Origin of the sequence: Janthinobacterium sp. PSPC3-1 (assembly GCF_049896105.1) — a bacterium.
Classification (GTDB): domain Bacteria; phylum Pseudomonadota; class Gammaproteobacteria; order Burkholderiales; family Burkholderiaceae_D; genus Janthinobacterium.
The window spans coordinates 176,290-192,158 of the sequence record NZ_JAFCTQ010000010.1 but is presented as its reverse complement, the minus strand read 5'-3'; the positions used below and the strand labels follow the sequence as shown (position 1 = coordinate 192,158).

16 protein-coding genes are annotated in these 15,869 nt (G+C 66.1%); 12 read left to right on the top strand and 4 right to left on the bottom strand.

Annotated features, from left to right (window positions below; genetic code table 11):
• Nucleotides 1-90: 90 nt before the first annotated feature.
• Entirely contained in the window at nt 91-867 is a 777-nt protein-coding gene (locus tag ACP7B7_RS13535; protein WP_308921420.1) for a DUF481 domain-containing protein, read from the bottom strand.
• Between the two features lie 162 nt (nt 868-1,029).
• Between ACP7B7_RS13535 and ACP7B7_RS13530 the strand changes: the two genes are divergently transcribed.
• Entirely contained in the window at nt 1,030-1,407 is a 378-nt protein-coding gene (locus ACP7B7_RS13530) for a hypothetical protein (protein WP_308921419.1), read from the top strand.
• Here the strand turns inward: ACP7B7_RS13530 and leuD are convergent.
• Genes leuD through ACP7B7_RS13515 form a run of 3 tightly spaced genes read right to left on the bottom strand, consistent with a single transcriptional unit; the run spans nt 1,404 to nt 4,295 of the window.
• On the bottom strand, nt 1,404-2,021 hold the full coding sequence (gene leuD / locus ACP7B7_RS13525; RefSeq protein ID WP_308921418.1) for a 3-isopropylmalate dehydratase small subunit: 618 nt from the start codon (nt 2,019-2,021) through the stop codon (nt 1,404-1,406). The genes ACP7B7_RS13530 and leuD overlap by 4 nt on opposite strands.
• On the bottom strand, nt 2,014-3,402 hold the full coding sequence (gene leuC, locus ACP7B7_RS13520) for a 3-isopropylmalate dehydratase large subunit (protein ID WP_308921417.1): 1,389 nt from the start codon (nt 3,400-3,402) through the stop codon (nt 2,014-2,016). Before leuC ends, leuD begins: the two co-directional genes overlap by 8 nt.
• The gene (locus ACP7B7_RS13515) at nt 3,399-4,295 is read right to left on the bottom strand and encodes an alpha/beta fold hydrolase (protein ID WP_426076997.1); all 897 of its coding nucleotides are present in this window, start codon (nt 4,293-4,295) and stop codon (nt 3,399-3,401) included. The genes leuC and ACP7B7_RS13515 overlap by 4 nt, the downstream gene beginning before the upstream one ends.
• Before the next feature lie 104 nt (nt 4,296-4,399).
• Between ACP7B7_RS13515 and ACP7B7_RS13510 the strand changes: the two genes are divergently transcribed.
• The 11 genes from ACP7B7_RS13510 to ACP7B7_RS13460 all read left to right on the top strand — a co-directional run bounded on the left by ACP7B7_RS13510 (nt 4,400) and on the right by ACP7B7_RS13460 (nt 15,803).
• A complete protein-coding gene (locus ACP7B7_RS13510; protein WP_308921415.1) occupies nt 4,400-5,305 on the top strand; it encodes a LysR family transcriptional regulator in 906 nt (301 codons plus the stop codon).
• A 91-nt stretch (nt 5,306-5,396) separates the two neighbouring features.
• Nucleotides 5,397-6,092, top strand: coding sequence for a winged helix-turn-helix domain-containing protein (locus tag ACP7B7_RS13505; protein WP_065308580.1), 696 nt, complete (start codon nt 5,397-5,399; stop codon nt 6,090-6,092).
• Nucleotides 6,085-7,428 (top strand): sensor histidine kinase, encoded by a 1,344-nt coding sequence (locus ACP7B7_RS13500; protein WP_426076996.1) that lies wholly within the window; start codon nt 6,085-6,087, stop codon nt 7,426-7,428. Before ACP7B7_RS13505 ends, ACP7B7_RS13500 begins: the two co-directional genes overlap by 8 nt.
• A 175-nt stretch (nt 7,429-7,603) precedes the next feature.
• On the top strand, nt 7,604-8,548 hold the full coding sequence (locus ACP7B7_RS13495) for a DUF535 family protein (protein ID WP_308921413.1): 945 nt from the start codon (nt 7,604-7,606) through the stop codon (nt 8,546-8,548).
• Between the two features lie 90 nt (nt 8,549-8,638).
• A complete protein-coding gene (gene hemB / locus ACP7B7_RS13490) occupies nt 8,639-9,613 on the top strand; it encodes a porphobilinogen synthase (RefSeq protein WP_308921412.1) in 975 nt (324 codons plus the stop codon).
• A gap of 60 nt (nt 9,614-9,673) precedes the next feature.
• Nucleotides 9,674-11,029 carry an MBL fold metallo-hydrolase gene (locus ACP7B7_RS13485; protein ID WP_426076995.1) on the top strand — a complete coding sequence of 452 codons (1,356 nt, stop codon included), beginning with the start codon at nt 9,674-9,676 and terminating at the stop codon, nt 11,027-11,029.
• A 52-nt stretch (nt 11,030-11,081) separates the two neighbouring features.
• Nucleotides 11,082-11,603 carry a peptide-methionine (S)-S-oxide reductase MsrA gene (msrA, locus tag ACP7B7_RS13480; protein ID WP_426076994.1) on the top strand — a complete coding sequence of 174 codons (522 nt, stop codon included), beginning with the start codon at nt 11,082-11,084 and terminating at the stop codon, nt 11,601-11,603.
• Nucleotides 11,604-11,616: 13 nt separating this feature from the next.
• Nucleotides 11,617-12,432, top strand: a complete 816-nt coding sequence (locus ACP7B7_RS13475; RefSeq protein WP_426076993.1) for a LuxR C-terminal-related transcriptional regulator — start codon at nt 11,617-11,619, stop codon at nt 12,430-12,432.
• Between the two features lie 151 nt (nt 12,433-12,583).
• Entirely contained in the window at nt 12,584-13,951 is a 1,368-nt protein-coding gene (locus ACP7B7_RS13470; RefSeq protein ID WP_426076992.1) for an MFS transporter, read from the top strand.
• Nucleotides 13,948-15,597, top strand: a complete 1,650-nt coding sequence (locus ACP7B7_RS13465) for an FAD-dependent oxidoreductase (protein WP_426076991.1) — start codon at nt 13,948-13,950, stop codon at nt 15,595-15,597. Before ACP7B7_RS13470 ends, ACP7B7_RS13465 begins: the two co-directional genes overlap by 4 nt.
• Nucleotides 15,594-15,803, top strand: a complete 210-nt coding sequence (locus ACP7B7_RS13460) for a hypothetical protein (RefSeq protein WP_426076990.1) — start codon at nt 15,594-15,596, stop codon at nt 15,801-15,803. The genes ACP7B7_RS13465 and ACP7B7_RS13460 overlap by 4 nt, the downstream gene beginning before the upstream one ends.
• Nucleotides 15,804-15,869: the final 66 nt, after the last annotated feature.

The window sequence follows — 15,869 nt, the reverse complement described above, 5'->3', positions numbered from 1 at the left end:
GCATTCGGTGTGCTCAGGTCTGGAAAAATATTTGATCCGACCTTGCACAACGCTTGACGGGGATAACAGTATCTACGCGAACCGCTTGCATCAGAACGAATAGACCAGCGTCAGCGACGTCTGCGTATCGGTATTTTTCTTGTCATCCGGCACGCGCGTGTCATTGCGGGCGCTGAAGGCGGCTTTCATCTGCATGGTGCCGTTGATTTTGGTGCTCAGCGCCGATTCGGCGATCGAGTGGGTGTTCGAGGTGCCGCGCTCCACGCTGACGGTCTGCGTGAACATGGCCGACTGGCTCACCTTCCATTTCATGGCGGCCGCGCCGCGGATGGTCAGGCCGTGTTCGGATATGCCTTCGTCGTTGGTGCCGCTGAAGTAGCCCGGACCAACTTCCACGTCGACGCTCTTGTCTTCCGACTGGTACCAGCGCGAGCCGTGACCGACGGCCAGGGTCGAGTACTTGGTGTAGGCGCCGAAGCGGTCGTTCACGTGCGAGGCCAGCACGAACAGTTTTTCATTGTCGGCCATCAGCTTGTAGGCGGCCTTGCCGGAGGCGGAAAAGCGCTCGGCCGAGCGCTCGCGGTAGCGGTGGCCCTCGTCATCGGTATTCTTGTCTTCCTTGAAGTAGCCGCTGAAAATGTACTGGTTGCTCCAGTCGTCCAGTTCCTGGCGCGCGTCGATCTTGCCGGTGACGGACGTGCCGGCCGTATTGCCCGAAGTGGTGATGGCGCCCAGTTCGGCCGAAGTGCTCCAGCTGCCGATCGGGATTTCGTCGAACAGCAGGCTTTGCTTGGTGTCCTTGGCGATGGCGCCGGCATGCGTGATGGCCAGGGCCAGCGCCAGGGCGAGAGTAGGGATGGATTTCATGGCTGTGTGCTTGTCTGTGCGGGCGCGCCTGCGTGCGCGGCCCATCAAATTCGAGCGCGTATTGTACCTGAGCCTGCAATCGCCCGCCCTGCGCACGCGGCGCCTCGGTGGTGATATAGTTCAGGCCAGCTTATCAACTTGCCATCTGCGCCGGGAGTGTCCATGAAGTCAGTCTGCAGTGCCATTGTGCTGGCCATGACCACCACGCTTGCCGCCGCACAGGTGCCGGTAGCCACGCCGCCTGCACTTGCACCGTCTCCGGCCCTGACCCAGGCCATGATCAGCGCCGCCGTGCGCGAGACCCTGGCCGAAGAAAAGCGCGCGCAGGCCGAATCGGGCCAGCCGGCCATGCAGCAGGTGACCATCCGCGCCGACAAATACGAACAATTCGCCGCCGCCTTCAGTGAAGCGAAAGTGCCCGACTGCCTGCATCCGGACGGCCTGAAGCGCCAGCCGACCAACCTGGGGCCGGTCGGCGTGGTCGGCGTGTATGCGCTGCCGTTCGTGGCGATCGCCAGGCTGCGCGGCAAATGCAATTAAAACACCCGCATCCACGGCTGCGCCATCACGTGGCGCGCTTCGAAGGCGGCGATCTGTGGCTGCATCCGCAGGGTCAGGGCGATCATGTCCAGGCCCTCGACCAGCATCTGCCTTTCGCGTGGCGCCAGCGTGAACGGAAAGCACAAGCTACCGGGTGCCGTGACCGTCATCGCCACCAGGTCGATCGACAGCGCCGGCAGCTCCGCCTGCGCCAGGCTGGCCGCCAGCATGGCGATCTCGTCCTGTGCCAGCACCACCGGCAGCAGCCGGTTGTTGAGCGCATTGCCGTAAAAGATTTCACCATAGCTGGGGGCGATCACGGCGGCGATGCCGTATTGCTGCAAGCCCCAGACGGCGTGTTCGCGGCTCGAGCCGCAGCCGAAGTTCGATCCCGCCAGCAGGATGCGCGTGCCGGCCTGGCGCGGCGCGTTCAGGATGCAGTCCGTGCGCGGCTGGCCGTTGCCATCGAAACGCAAATCGTACAGCAGGCCCTGGTCCAGCCCTTCCTTGCCGATGGTGCGCAGGAATTGCTTGGGCATGATCTGGTCGGTGTCGAGATTGTCGATCAGCAGCGGCGCGGCCAGGCCGGAAATCATGGTCCATGGTTCATGCATGGTGTGCTCCCAGTGTGCGCACGTCGGTAATCATGCCCGTGATGGCGGCAGCGGCGGCCATCGCGGGGCTCATCAGATGGGTGCGGCCGGCGCGGCCCTGGCGCCCTTCGAAGTTGCGGTTGGTGGTCGAGGCGCAGCGTTCTTCGGGCGCCAGCAGGTCGTCGTTCATGGCCAGGCACATCGAGCAGCCGGGCTGGCGCCATTCGAAGCCGGCCCGCGTGAAAATATCGGCCAGCCCTTCCGCTTCGGCCTGGCGCCGCACGGCGCCCGATCCCGGCACCACCATGGCGCGCACGCCGGGCGACACCTTGCCGGCACCGACGATGGCGGCGGCCGCGCGCAGGTCTTCGATGCGGCTGTTGGTGCACGAACCGATGAACACGCGGTCGATCGGCAGGCCGGCGATCGGCGCGCCGGCGGCCAGGCCCATGTAGGCCAGCGCTTTTTGCGCATCGCCGGCGGCCGGTATGCAGGCGTCGACGGCCATGCCCTGGTCCGGACTCGTGCCCCAGGTGACATACGGCGCGACCTGGCCGGCGTCGAACACGTGTTCGAGGTCGAACGCGGCGCCGGCGTCGGAGCGCAGTGCGTCCCACAGGGCTGGCAGGGGGCCGTCGGCAAACACGGCGGCATGCGCGCGCAGGTAGTCGCGCGTGGCCTGGTCGGGCGCGATCAGGGCGGCGCGCGCGCCCGCTTCGACGGCCATGTTACACAGCGTCATGCGCGCTTCGACCGACAGCGCGTCGATGGCGGCACCGCAAAACTCCACCGCATAGCCGCGCGCGCCCTGGGCGCCCAGGCGTGCGACCAGGTACAGGGTCAGGTCCTTGACGGACACGCCGCGCGCCAGCACGCCGTCGATGCGCACGCGCATGGTGCGCGCCACGCGGTACACCAGGGTCTGCGTGGCGAGGATATGCTCGACTTCCGAGGTGCCCACGCCGAAGCCCAGGGCGCCCAGCGCGCCGTAGGTGGTGGTGTGGCTGTCGCCGCACAGAATCACCATGCCGGGGCGCACCAGGCCCTGTTCCGGCGCGATGATATGTTCGATGCCCTGGTCGATATCGTTGGTGTCGTACAGCCGGATGCCGTGGCGCGCGCAGTTGCGGCGCAGATTGAGCGCCAGCAGGCTGGACGCCGGGTCCGCGATCACCCGCTGGCCCACCGGCAGCGGCGCGGTGGGAATAATGTGCGACACCACGGCCAGCTGCTGCAGCGGGCGCAGCACGGCGCGGCCCTTGTCGTGCAGGCCGGTAAATGCCTGGGGACTCGTGTATTCGTTCATGATATGCAGGTCGGCATACAGCAGCACGTGCTGCGCGTCGAGGCGTTCGACCGTATGCGAGGCGACCAGTTTTTCATACAGCGTGAATGGCTTCATGGCTGGCTTTCAGTGGTATCGAGCAGGAAGGGCAGCACTTCGGCCAGCAGGGCGGCCGGGTTTTCTTCTGGGATGTAGTGGCCGCAGGGCAGGGCGCGGCCCTTTACCTTGCTGGCCAGCTTGCGCCATTCGGCCAGCGGATCGAAGCACTGGCCGACCACTCCTTGCGCGCCCCACAGGGCCAGCATCTGGCAGCTGATGCGCCGGCCCGATGCCAGGTCGGCGCGTTCGTGGTCGAGGTCGATGCCGGCGCTGGCGCGGTAGTCTTCGCAAATGCCGTGGATGGTGGCCGGGTCGCGCAGGCAGCGCCGGTATTCGGCATAGGCTTCGGGCGTGAAGGGCGCCAGGCCGGCCGAGCGGCCACCGATGGTGTGCTCCAGGTAGGAGTCCGGATTGCCGTTGATCAGCAGCTCGGGAAACGGCGCCGGGCGGATCAGGAAGAACCAGTGGTAATAGCTGGTGGCGAACTGGCGCGTCGTCTGCTCGTACATGGCCAGCGTGGGCGCGATATCGAGCACCACCAGGCGCCGTATGCGTTCAGGATGGTCGAGCGCCATGCGGTAGGCGACGCGGCCGCCGCGGTCATGGCCCATCAGCGCAAAGCTGTCAAAGCCCAGCAGCTCCATCAGGCGCAACTGCTCCTGGCCCATGGCGCGCTTCGAATAATTGGCATGGTCGGGCAGGCCTGGCGGCTTGCCGCTGTCGCCATAGCCGCGCAGGTCGGCGGCGATCACGGTGAAATGGCGCGCCAGTTCGCCGGCCACCTTGTGCCAGATGACGTGGGTTTGCGGATGGCCGTGCAACAGCAGCAGGGCCGGGCCGGTGCCGCCGCGCACATAGTGCACGGGCGCGCCGTCGACGTCTTGCGTGGCGGCCGTGAAGTGGTCGAACATGGTGTCTCCTCTGTATCGTTGTTTGGGGGATGCAGGCATTCTAGAGCGAAAGCCCTGCGATATAATTCGCCCAAGATAAACCCATTCTTTCTTTGGTGTGAATAATGAGCGCAGTTTCGGACCTGGCTTTCTTTGCCATGCTGGTCAAGCACGGCAGCATGGCGGCGGTGGCGCGCGAAATGGGCGTCACGCCGCCCGTCATCAGCAAGACGCTGGCCAGCCTGGAGGCACGGCTGGGCGTGCGCCTGCTCAACCGCAGCACCCGCCGCATGAGCGCCACGCAGGAGGGCGAGCTGTATTTCGCGCAGGGCGCGCGCATCCTGGCCGAGATCGAGGAACTGGAAAGCCTGGTCGCCAGCAGCCGCGCCGCGCCGCGCGGCCTGCTGCGCGTGAACGCCACCATCGGTTTTGGCCGGCGCCATCTGGGTCCGGCGATCACCGCCTTCGCGCGCGCCTGCCCCGACGTCGAGGTGCAGCTGCAAGTGAGCGACCGGCCGGCCAACCTGCTCGACGCGGCCTTTGACGTGGGCATCCGCATCGGCCCGTTGCCGGACGCGCGCCTGCATGCGCGCCGCATCGCCGCCAATGCCCGCCTGCTGTGCGCCTCGCCGCAGTATCTGCGCGCCGCGCCGCCGATCGCCGCGCCGCGCGACCTGGCGCGCCAGCAGTGCATCGTGCTGCGCGAGAACGACGCCGCCTATGGCAGCTGGACCCTGTACCAGGGCAAAACCGAGGAAAGCGTCAAGGTGCGTGGCAAGCTCAGTACCAATCACGGCGAAATCGCGCTCGACTGGGCGCTGGCCGGCGGCGGCATCGTGCAGCGATCGCAATGGGACGTGGCGCCGTATCTGCGTTCGGGGCGGCTGGTGCCGGTGCTGCCCGACTGGCGTCTGGCGCCGGCCGACATCCATGCCGTCTACCCCGAGCGCTTGAACCTGTCGGCCAGGGTCAGGGCCTTTGTCGATTTCCTCGAACTGCATTTTGCCGGCGTGGCGAAACAGGGCTGGTAAAGCGGGCCTCGCAAACCACGCGGGGCTGGCAAGCCCGGCCCGGCTGGCGTATGCTGCGCATATTTCTACCGACTCATTACAAGGACTCACCGTGCGCTGCCTGGTCATCGAAGACGAAGCCGATACTTCCCGCTATATTTGCGCCGGCCTGCGCGACGCCGGCCATGAGGTCGTCGCCTGCGACAACGGCATCGACGGCATGCGCCTGGCCTGCGGCGAGGAATGGGATGCGCTGGTGCTCGACCGCCTGCTGCCGGGCGAGATCGACGGCCTGGCCATCGTCGCGCGCCTGCGCGGCATGGGCCGCAATACGCCGGTGCTGGTGCTGTCGGCCCTGTCCAGCGTGGACGAGCGCGTGCGCGGCCTGCGCAGCGGCGGCGACGACTACCTGTCCAAGCCGTTCGCCATCGACGAACTGCTGGCCCGCATCGAAGCGCTGCTGCGGCGCGCCGCGCCGGTGCCCGACGCCACCCAGCTGCAGGTGGCCGACCTGGTGCTCGACATGCGCACCATGCGCGTGACGCGCGCCAACCGCCAGATCGCGCTGCAGCCACGCGAGTTCCGCCTGCTCGAATACCTGATGCGCCACCAGGGCCAGTCCGTCACGCGCGCCATGCTGCTCGAAGCCGTGTGGGACTACCATTTCGACCCGCAGACCAATGTCATCGACGTGCAGGTCAGCCGCCTGCGCACCAAGATCGACAAGGAATTCTCGCCGGCGCTGATCCATACGGTGCGTGGCGTCGGCTATACCCTGGGCGTGCTGGAAAGCGGCCCGCATGCCTAAGTCGATCGCGGCGCGCCTGGCGCTCGGCTACGGCCTGCTGCTGGCCATTTCCATCGCCATTGTCTGCGGCGTGTTCTATTTCGGCACCATCGGCGTGCTGGACCGCAGCGTCGACCGCAAGCTGATGGTGCTGTCCGAACGCCTGGCGGCCATGTACCTGCCCGAGGACCGCACGCGCACCTCGGCCGAAATCGCCCATCTGCTGACCGACCGCACCGACAGCGATACCGAGATCTTCCTGCTGCTCGACGCGCAGGGCAGCCGCATCTCGGGCAATCTGTCGAGCTGGCCGGTGGCCGACAGCCCGGTCGGCAAGCTACTGCACGTGCATGTCACGCGCGAAGGGCGGCGGGTGCCGGCGCGGCTGCTGATCCGCGACCTGGCCGACGGCTCGCGGCTGTACGTGGGCCGCGCCATGCTGGAAAGCGATTCGATCCGCACCCTGGTGCTGCGTTCGATCGCCTATGGCGGTGGCGTCGCCGTGCTGCTGATGGTGGCCGGCGCCTGGCTGTTCCGGCGCCAGCTGGAGGCGCGCATCGGGAAGATACGCCGGACCGCCGCCGAGATCGAGGCGGGCGACCTGTCCCAGCGCATACCGGTGGCCAGCGACGATGAATTCGGCAAGCTCAGTTGCGATATCAACCGCATGCTCGACCGGATCGAGCAGCTGATGGAAGGCGTGCGCCATGTGTCGAACGCGATCGCCCACGATTTGCGCACGCCGCTGGGGCGCGTGCGCAACAAGCTCGATGGCGCGCTGCGCCAGCCGCAGACGGTGGACGCCTGGCAGGGCGCGGCGCAATCGGCGATCGCCGATATCGACGACCTGACGCGCGTGTTCGACAAGCTGCTGCAGATCGCGGCGGCCGAATCGGGCATGCGTCCCGAGAACTTCAGCGATATCGACCTGCAGCAGATCGGCGCCGATATCGTGGAAATGTACGAAGCGACGGCCGACGAGCAGGGCGTGCTGCTGGTGCAGCTGTACGGCCCCGGCCTGCCGGCGCGCGGCGACCGCAACCTGCTGGGCAGCGCGCTGGCCAGCCTGGTCGACAACGCCATCAAGTACGCGGGGCAGGGGACCACGGTGGAAGTATCGTGCGGGCAGGATGGCGCCGGCGCCTGGCTGGCCGTGCGCGACAATGGCCCCGGCGTGCCGGCCAGCGAGTTGCCGAAGCTGACGCAGCGCTTTTACCGGCTGGACAAGAGCCGCCATTTGCCCGGCAATGGCCTGGGCCTGTCCATCGTCGCGGCGATCGCGGCCCTGCACGGCGGCAGCCTGGAGATCGAGGATGCGGCGCCCGGCCTGTGCGTGCGGCTGCGGCTCAATCACTAGCCGCTTGGTCCACCGCTTGGCCCACATTACCAACTTGTAACCCCCCTGTTTTTTCGCCTCGCCTATCATGCATGCTACCCGTCGCGGAGCGGCTGCAGCTGCGTGCAGCCGCCTGTTCCGGGCTGCTCGCGGCCAAGGCCGCGCATCGACAGACGAGCGCCGAATAACCGCTGCCATGACTTCCTTTACCGCCAGCCTGGCGCCACAGGCACCATCCGCCCTGGGCCGTGAAGGCCACCAACTGAAAGCCATGCTGGGTGCGCTGGTGTTTCCCCGTCAACGGGCGCGCTGGCAAACCTTTATCAAGGACACGCCCGGCATGGCAGCACTGGCGCTGGAGCATCCCTGCCTGCTGTACAAGATCTACCGCCCCTACGCGCAGCGCGGCGCCGGCTGCGCGGCCAGGGTCACGCTGCTGCAGGGGCATTACCGCTTCCTGTGGCAGGCCGGCGCGCGTCCGCTGGTGGAATACGCGGCGCGCCGCGCGCTGGTGCTGGCCAGCGTGGAAGGGCGCGACGGCGCGCTGTACCGGTTGCAGCTGACCGCCATCCACGACAGCCACCGCGAAGGGGAGCTGTGTTTGCGCCTGACGCGCGACGGCGCGCCGCTGTACCTGGCCAGCTTTCTGTTTCGTCCGCACCGCGCCGGCGCCAGCGTGCAGCTGGGCGCGCTGCAAGGCTTGCGATCAAACGCCGGTGCCCAGGCCGTGCGCGAGGCCACCCGCGCCTTGCACGGGTGCCGGCCGAAGAACCTGATGGTGGCGCTGCTGCGCGACCTGGGCGACTTTTATGGCTGCCGCCAGCTCGAACTGGTCAGCAATGCCAACCGCATCGCCCTGAACGGGCGCCGGCGCCGGCAGATCTCGTCCGACTATGACCTGGCCTGGGAGGAGCTGCATGCGCTGCCTGGCAGCGATGGCAATTACCGCTTGCCATGCGCACCGTGCCAGGAACCCGACCTGGCGGCAGTGCCGTCCAAAAAACGCGCCGATGCGCGCCGCCGCGGCGCCATGCTGCTGGCCTTGTCGGCCACCATGCGCTGGCAGTTGTCGGCCCTGCGCAGCGCACCCGCCGGGGGCGCGGCCTGCATGCCGGCACGGTGCCACGCCGCCGTTTCTTGAGGCAAGCGCGGTTTTTTGCGGCCGCGCCCGACGAAAAGCGCGCGATGGGCGTATACTTGTCCGCGTCTTTCAACTAGAGCCAGTCACCCCATGCCAGCAACTTTCCCCCTCTCGCGCATGCGCCGCCTGCGCGCCAACCCGCAACTGCGCGAGCTGTTCCGCGAAACCGAGATCAATCCGCGCGACCTGGTGCTGCCGATTTTCGTCGACGAAGGCGCCAGCGATTTTGTCGACATCAAGTCCATGCCCGGCGTGCGCCGCATCCCTGAAGCCAAGCTGGCGCAGGAAGTGGAGCGCTATGCGCGCGCCGGCCTGCGTTCGGTGATGACCTTCGGCATTTCGCACCACAAGGACAGCCACGGCAGCGACACCCTGAACCCGGACGGCCTGGTGGCGCGCATGTCGCGCATCATCAAGGACGCCGTGCCCGAGATGGTGGTCATGTCGGACACCTGCTTTTGCGAATACACGGACCACGGCCACTGCGGCATCCTGCATGGCGACACGGTCGACAATGACAGCACGGTGCTGAACCTGGGCAAGCAGGCGGTGATCGCCGCCCAGGCCGGCGCCGACATTATCGCGCCGTCGGCCGCCATGGACGGCCAGGTGGCGGCGATCCGCAGCGCGCTCGACGCGGCAGGTTTCCACGACACCCCCGTGATGGCGTATTCGACCAAGTTCGCCTCCGGCCTGTACGGCCCGTTCCGCGATGCGGCCGGCAGCACCCTCAAAGGCGACCGCAAGACGTACCAGATGGACCCGATGAACCGCCGCGAAGCGGTGCGCGAGTCGCTGATCGACGAAGCCGAAGGCGCCGACGCGCTGATGGTGAAACCGGCCGGGGCTTACCTGGACATTATCCGCGACCTGCGCGAAGTGACGCGCCTGCCGATCGGCGCCTACCAGGTCAGCGGCGAATACGCGATGATCAAGTTCGCCGCGCAAGCCGGCGCCATCGACGAGCGCCGCGTGGTGCAGGAAACCCTGGGCGCCATCAAGCGCGCGGGCGCCGACATGATCTTCACGTATTTTGCGATGGATGTGCTGAACAATCCGTACTAAGCGTTATCGGGCGCGCGCCATTCTGGGCTATCATGGCGCGCTGCCTTTGCCGATATTTTTATGCCCCTTAAAATCTCCCGCATCCTGCATGCCGGCTATGTCTTCGAATGCGACGGCACCGCCATCGCCTTCGACCCCATCGTCGAAAACCCGTTCAGCCGCAACTGCCATGCTTTTCCGGACGTGCGCTTCGACCATGCGCAGGTCAGGCAGCTGCGCCTCGATGCCGTGTTTATCTCGCATTTTCACGACGACCACCTGTCGTTGGAAAGCCTGGATTTTCTCGACCGCGCCACGCCGATCTACCTGTACTGCATCTTCGACGAGCTGTTTGCGATGATACGCGCGCTGGGCTTTGAAAAAGTCGAGCGCCTGCACGTCGACCGGCCGGTCACGGTGGGCGCCATCGAGGTGATCCCGCGCCGCGCGCTCGACGACGATGTCGACTCGCTGTTCCAGGTGCGCGCCGGCGGCGTGAATGTGCTCAACGTGGTCGACTCCTGGATCGGCCCCGATATCCTGGCGCAGCTGGCGGCCCTGGGGCCGTGGGACATGGTGCTGTGGCCGTTCCAGACCATGCGCGAGGTGGCCGTGATCGCGCCCCGGCTGGCCGGCCCGGCGCGCCCAAGCTTGCCCGACGACTGGCTGGAACAGCTGCAAATCCTGAGTCCCCGTTATATCGTGCCCAGCTCCTGCCAGTTCGTGCAGGAGCCGTGGTCCTGGTATAACCACGCGATGTTTCCCGTGACCTACCGCCAGTTCGCGCGCGAGGTCGGCGCGGCGGTACCAAAGGCCAGCGTGCTGCGGCTCGATCCATCGGTGTCGGTGCTGCTCGATGCCGATGGCTTGACGCCTGCCGCGCCGCTGCCGTGGGTGATTCCGGTGGGGCCGCAGGAAGTCGATTTCGATTACCGGCCAGGCCTGGCGCCTCCGGCCACGGCCGATATCGCGCGGCGCTTCCCGGCCCTGAGCGAGGCGGACGCGGCGCTGGTGCTGGACTTCTGCCGCCATGGCCTCTTGGCGCGCTACCGCGACATGGAGCTGTTCGAGGACAGCTATTTCCAGCAGCCGCGTTTGTGGCGCTTGTCGCTGGTCGGCCATGACGGCGTGGCCACGGTGCTGTACTACCGCCTTGATGGCGACCTGATCGACCTGGTGCCAAGGACGGATGAAGCGCCGTCTTGGACCACCGATGTGCCGCTGGCGAAATGCCATGCGGCGCTGGTGCTCGGAGAATCGCTGACCTCGATGTACATGCGCATCAACGATGCCGATTTCGATGCCGCCACCCTGGCACAGCTGAAAGAGGCCGATATCACCGACGACCCGCTGATACGCTGCCTGTTCAATGACGCCATCGGCGCCTACCAGGCGGCGCAATTGAAGCGCCTGGGCTACTGTGTGGACACGCACTGAAGAAAATCGCCGGACGCGGTAAGATAGCTTATCTTTGAACAAGGACATCACCATGGCAAATACGACTGACACCGCGCTTGAAACTGCAATACTCGCTGGCGGCTGCTTCTGGGGCGTGCAGGACTTGCTGCGCCGCTATCCGGGCGTGGAAGCGACCCGCGTGGGCTACACGGGCGGCGACGTGGCCGACGCCACCTACCGCAACCATGGCACCCACGCCGAAGGCATCGAAATCACGTTCGATCCCAGCGTGATCAGCTACCGCCGGCTGCTGGAATTGTTTTTCCAGATTCATGACCCCAGCACGGAAAACCGCCAGGGCAATGACCGCGGCACCAGCTACCGCTCGGCCATCTATTACACCAGCGAGCAACAGAGGCAGGTGGCCGAAGACACCATCCGCGACGTCGACGCCTCCGGCCTGTGGCCCGGCAAGGTGGTGACGGAAGTGGCGCCGGCCGGTCCGTTCTGGCAAGCCGAACCCGAGCACCAGGATTATTTGCAGCGTTTGCCGAACGGCTACACCTGCCATTACATCCGTCCGGACTGGGTCCTGCCGCAACGCCAGCAATAAGAAAGGGGCGGCCATGCGCTACTGGCGGGTCGAACGCAAGCCTCCGGAAGGCCAGCTGGACCTGGGCCGCGCCTTCGACCTGATGAGCGCCATCGGCCACGCCGACGTCAACGCCATGGCCGGCGCCATCCTGAAAACCGTGGCCAGCGCCGCGCCCATCGTCCAGTGCACGATCTTTGCCTATGAATTCGGCAACCGGCCGCGCACGGTGGCCGTGGCCGACCGGCGCGGCGGGCGCTTCTTGCAGGATATCGCCGACAGCTACGCCCGCCACTACTATGCGCTCGACGGCAACCAGAGCGTGATCGCGCCTGTCTGCGTCAAACCCGACTCCGCCATCGTGCTGCACCAGCAGGCCAGCGACGAGATCGATCATCCCGGCTACCGCGCCGCCTGCTATCAACGGCCGAACGTGTCGGACCGCCTGTCGCTGCTGGTGCAGCCGGCCGGTGATATCTGGCTGTCCGTCAATTTCTACCGCGACAGCGCCCAAGGCAAGTTCGCGCCCGGCGAAATCGCCGCCATCGAAACCCTGGCGCCGCTGTTCGCCCACGGCGTGCAACACCATTACCGCCTGAACGGCCAGCCTGTGCAGGGCGTGGCGCCCATGATGCTGGCCAGCCTGCGCCGGCATTGCCCCGAACTGAGCAAGCGCGAGCTCGACGTGCTGCGCGGCGTGCTCGAAGGCCTCACCGCTGCCGAGATTGCCGAGGCGACGGGCTTGCAGCCATCGAGCGTGATCACCTACCAGAAGCGCGCCTACAAGCGCATGGGCATTTCAAGCCAGCGACAGCTGTTTGCGCTGTGCCTGGGGCCGCAAGCGGCCTGAGCCTTCATACGTCGTTCGAACCATGGATGTCCCCAAAATGGGGACAACGAAAGACATAGGCGTCTGCATACTGTGTCTCAAGCCGGGATCACCCGGCAGTCCACGCCAATAACAATAACAAGGGCGTGGCAAGGACCTTATGGAGACAAGCATGACCCTGGCCACCGCCACCCATCCCCCCGCGCCTCCCATTGCGGACGCCGCCACCGCCCAGCTGGAACAGCAAGTGATACGCAAGGTATCGCGCCATCTGCTGTGGTTCCTGTTCCTGCTGTTCGTGTTTTCCTTTCTCGACCGCATCAATATCGGTTTTGCCGGCCTGACCATGATGCAGGACCTGGGCCTGTCCGGCACCCAGTTCGGCTTTGCCACCACCTTGTTCTATATCGGTTATATCGCCTGCAGCATCCCCAGCAATATCATCCTGGCCCGCCTGGGCGCGCGCCGCTGGATCGGCTCCATCATGATCGCCTGGGGCCTGGCTTCGACGGCCACCATGTTCGCCAGCAGCCCGGCCAGCCTGTACGTGCTGCGCTTCCTGGTCGGCGTGACGGAAGCGGGATTTTTGCCCGGCATGCTGCTGTACCTGACGTACTGGTTTCCGGCCAGCCACAGGGCACGGGCCAACGCGCTGTTCATGATCGCCATGCCGGTGACGGCCGCCATCGGTTCGGCCCTGTCCGGCCTGATCCTGGGGCTGGACGGCCACTGGGGCCTGGCCGGCTGGCAGTGGCTGTTCCTGCTCGAAGGTTTGCCGTCCGTGCTGCTGGGGCTGGCCGTGTATGGCTATCTCGATGATGCGCCGGGCAAGGCGAGCTGGCTCAGCCGGCTGGAACAGCAGGCGCTGGCGCGCATGCTGGAGGCGGAAAAACCTGCCGTATCTCATGGCGCGCCGTCCGCCAGGACCTCGGTGCTGGCCGAAATGTGCTCGCCCACCGTGCTGAAATTCGGCCTCGCCTATTTTTGCCTGGTCAATACCCTGGCGATGGTGGCCGTCTGGACGCCGCTGATCGTGAAAAGCTTCAATAGCGGCGCCAGCAACACCACCATCGGCTTGCTGGCCGCCATCCCGCAGGTCTGCACCGTGATCGGCATGATCGCCTGGGGCCGCCGTTCGGACCGGCTGCAGGAACGGCGCTGGCATATCGTCTGGCCGATGCTGCTGTCGGCATTTGGCTGGCTGCTGACGGCGTACTCGGGTAACCCCGTGGTGCAACTGCTGGGCATCTGCATGGCTTCGACCGGCGCCTACACCGCCATGTCGGTGTTCTGGACCACGCCCGACGGCGCCCTCAGTTTTGCCGCGCGCGCCATCGGCATCGCCGTCATCAACGCCACCGGCAATATCGGCTCGGCCCTGAACCCGGTCGTGGTGGGCTGGCTGAAAGACCAGACACACAGCTTTGCCACCGGCCTGCTGTATGCCAGCGCGCTGCTGGTGGCGGGCGCCGTGATCGTATTGACCTTGCCGATTGCGCATGGCAAGCCCAGGGAATTGAATAAAAGGAGCACAGCATGACACCCGCATTTCATCCGTATCCCCATGTGCCCAAGGTGTATCCACCCGGCAAGAGCGCCGGCGCAGGCACCGAACACACGCCGGTATTGATTGTCGGCGGCGGCCCGGTGGGCCTGGCCACGGCGCTGGGGCTGGCCCGCCACGGCGTGCGCTCGGTGCTGGTCGAGGCCGACGATGGCGTGTGCACCGGCAGCCGCGCCATCTGCATTTCGCGGCGCAGCCTGGAAATTATCGAACGCCTGGGCGCGCTCGACGGTTTCCTGGCGAAAGGCCTGCCGTGGGCCGGCGGGCGCAGTTTTTACCGCGACCAGGAAGTGCTGCATTTCAGCATGCCGCAGGACGCCAACCAGAAGCTGCCGCCGATGGTCAACCTGGCGCAATACCATATTGAACAGTTTTTGCTTGATGCGGCCGAGCGGCAGCCGGAACTGATCGATATCCGCTGGCAAACGCGCATGACACACGTTGAACAGCATGCGACTGGCGCCAGCGTGACCCTGGCCACGCCGGATGAGACATACCGTATGACCGCCGACTGGCTGGTGGCCGCCGATGGTGGGCGCAGCGCGGTGCGCGAGGCGCTGGGCCTCAAATTGCAGGGCACCAGCTACGAAGGGCGCTATGTGATCGTCGATATCCACCTGAAAAGCGAGCGCCCGACCGAGCGCCTGGCGTATTTCGATCCGCCGTCCAATCCCGGCTCGACCGTGCTGGTGCACAAGCAGCCCGACGATATCTGGCGCATCGACTACCAGTTGCGCGACGACGAGGACGCGCAGGCAGCCGTGCTGCTGGACAACGTGGCGCCGCGAGTCGACAGCCTGCTGGCCATGATGGGCGAGACCGCGCCCTGGCACCCGGTCTGGATCACCATCTACAAGGCCAATGCCCTGACGCTTGAAAAATACCGCCATGGCAGGGTGCTGTTCGCCGGCGATGCGGCCCATCTGGTGCCGATTTTCGGCGTGCGCGGCGCGAACTCCGGCATCGACGACGCCGACAACCTGGCCTGGAAGCTGGCCTATGTGGTGCAAGGAAAATCAGGCGAGGCCTTGCTGGACAGTTATTCCGACGAGCGCGTGTTTGCCGCCCATGAAAACCTGCGCCACGGCACGAAAAGCACGGAATTCATGGCGCCGCCCACCTTTGCCTTCGAACTGATGCGCACGGCCGTGCTGGGCCTGGCCGGCAAGCACCCTCAGGTGCGCTCCCTGATCAACCCGCGCCAGACCAGCGCGATCGCCTACGCGCAGTCGCCGCTGAACGTGGCCGATACGGATGAATTTTTGGCCGGGCCGGCACCGGGCACGGTGCTGCCCGAGTGTCCGCTGGCGCTGCTGGAACATGACCGGCGGGCGGCACGGCACATGACCGACCTGGTAAACCTGGGGCAGGGCCGTTTCACCGGCCTGTACTTCAGCGACGATGCTGGCGTGCCGGCCGACCTGCTGGCGCTGACCAGGTCCTTGCCGCTGCATGTCGAGGCTGTACGCCAGTCGCCGCAACTGGCCGGGTTGTTTGGCGCGAGACATGGCAGTTTTTATCTGCTGCGGCCCGACGGCCATGTGCTGGGGCGCTGGCACGAGGCGACGGCAACGCAAGTGCGCCAGGCGCTGGCAACGATATTGACCAAGGAGGCAGCATGACCGACATCGAACTCGACAATCTTTACACCGAGCTGTGCCACGCCATGGGCGGCATTGGCGAGCAGCGCGCGCCGCTGTTCCTGGCCCGCTTTGCCTTGCTGGCGATGGGGGCCATCGGCGATGCGGCAACCGTGCAGCGGCTATTGGGCGAAGCGGCCGCCGATCTGGCGCCGGCGGCGGCCGGCGAAGGTGTTTCTCGGCAATAAATCGAACGGCGCAAGTCGCTGGCGTGCTCTACAATTACGGATCAAGCAAGTTTTTGCAGAACTCCG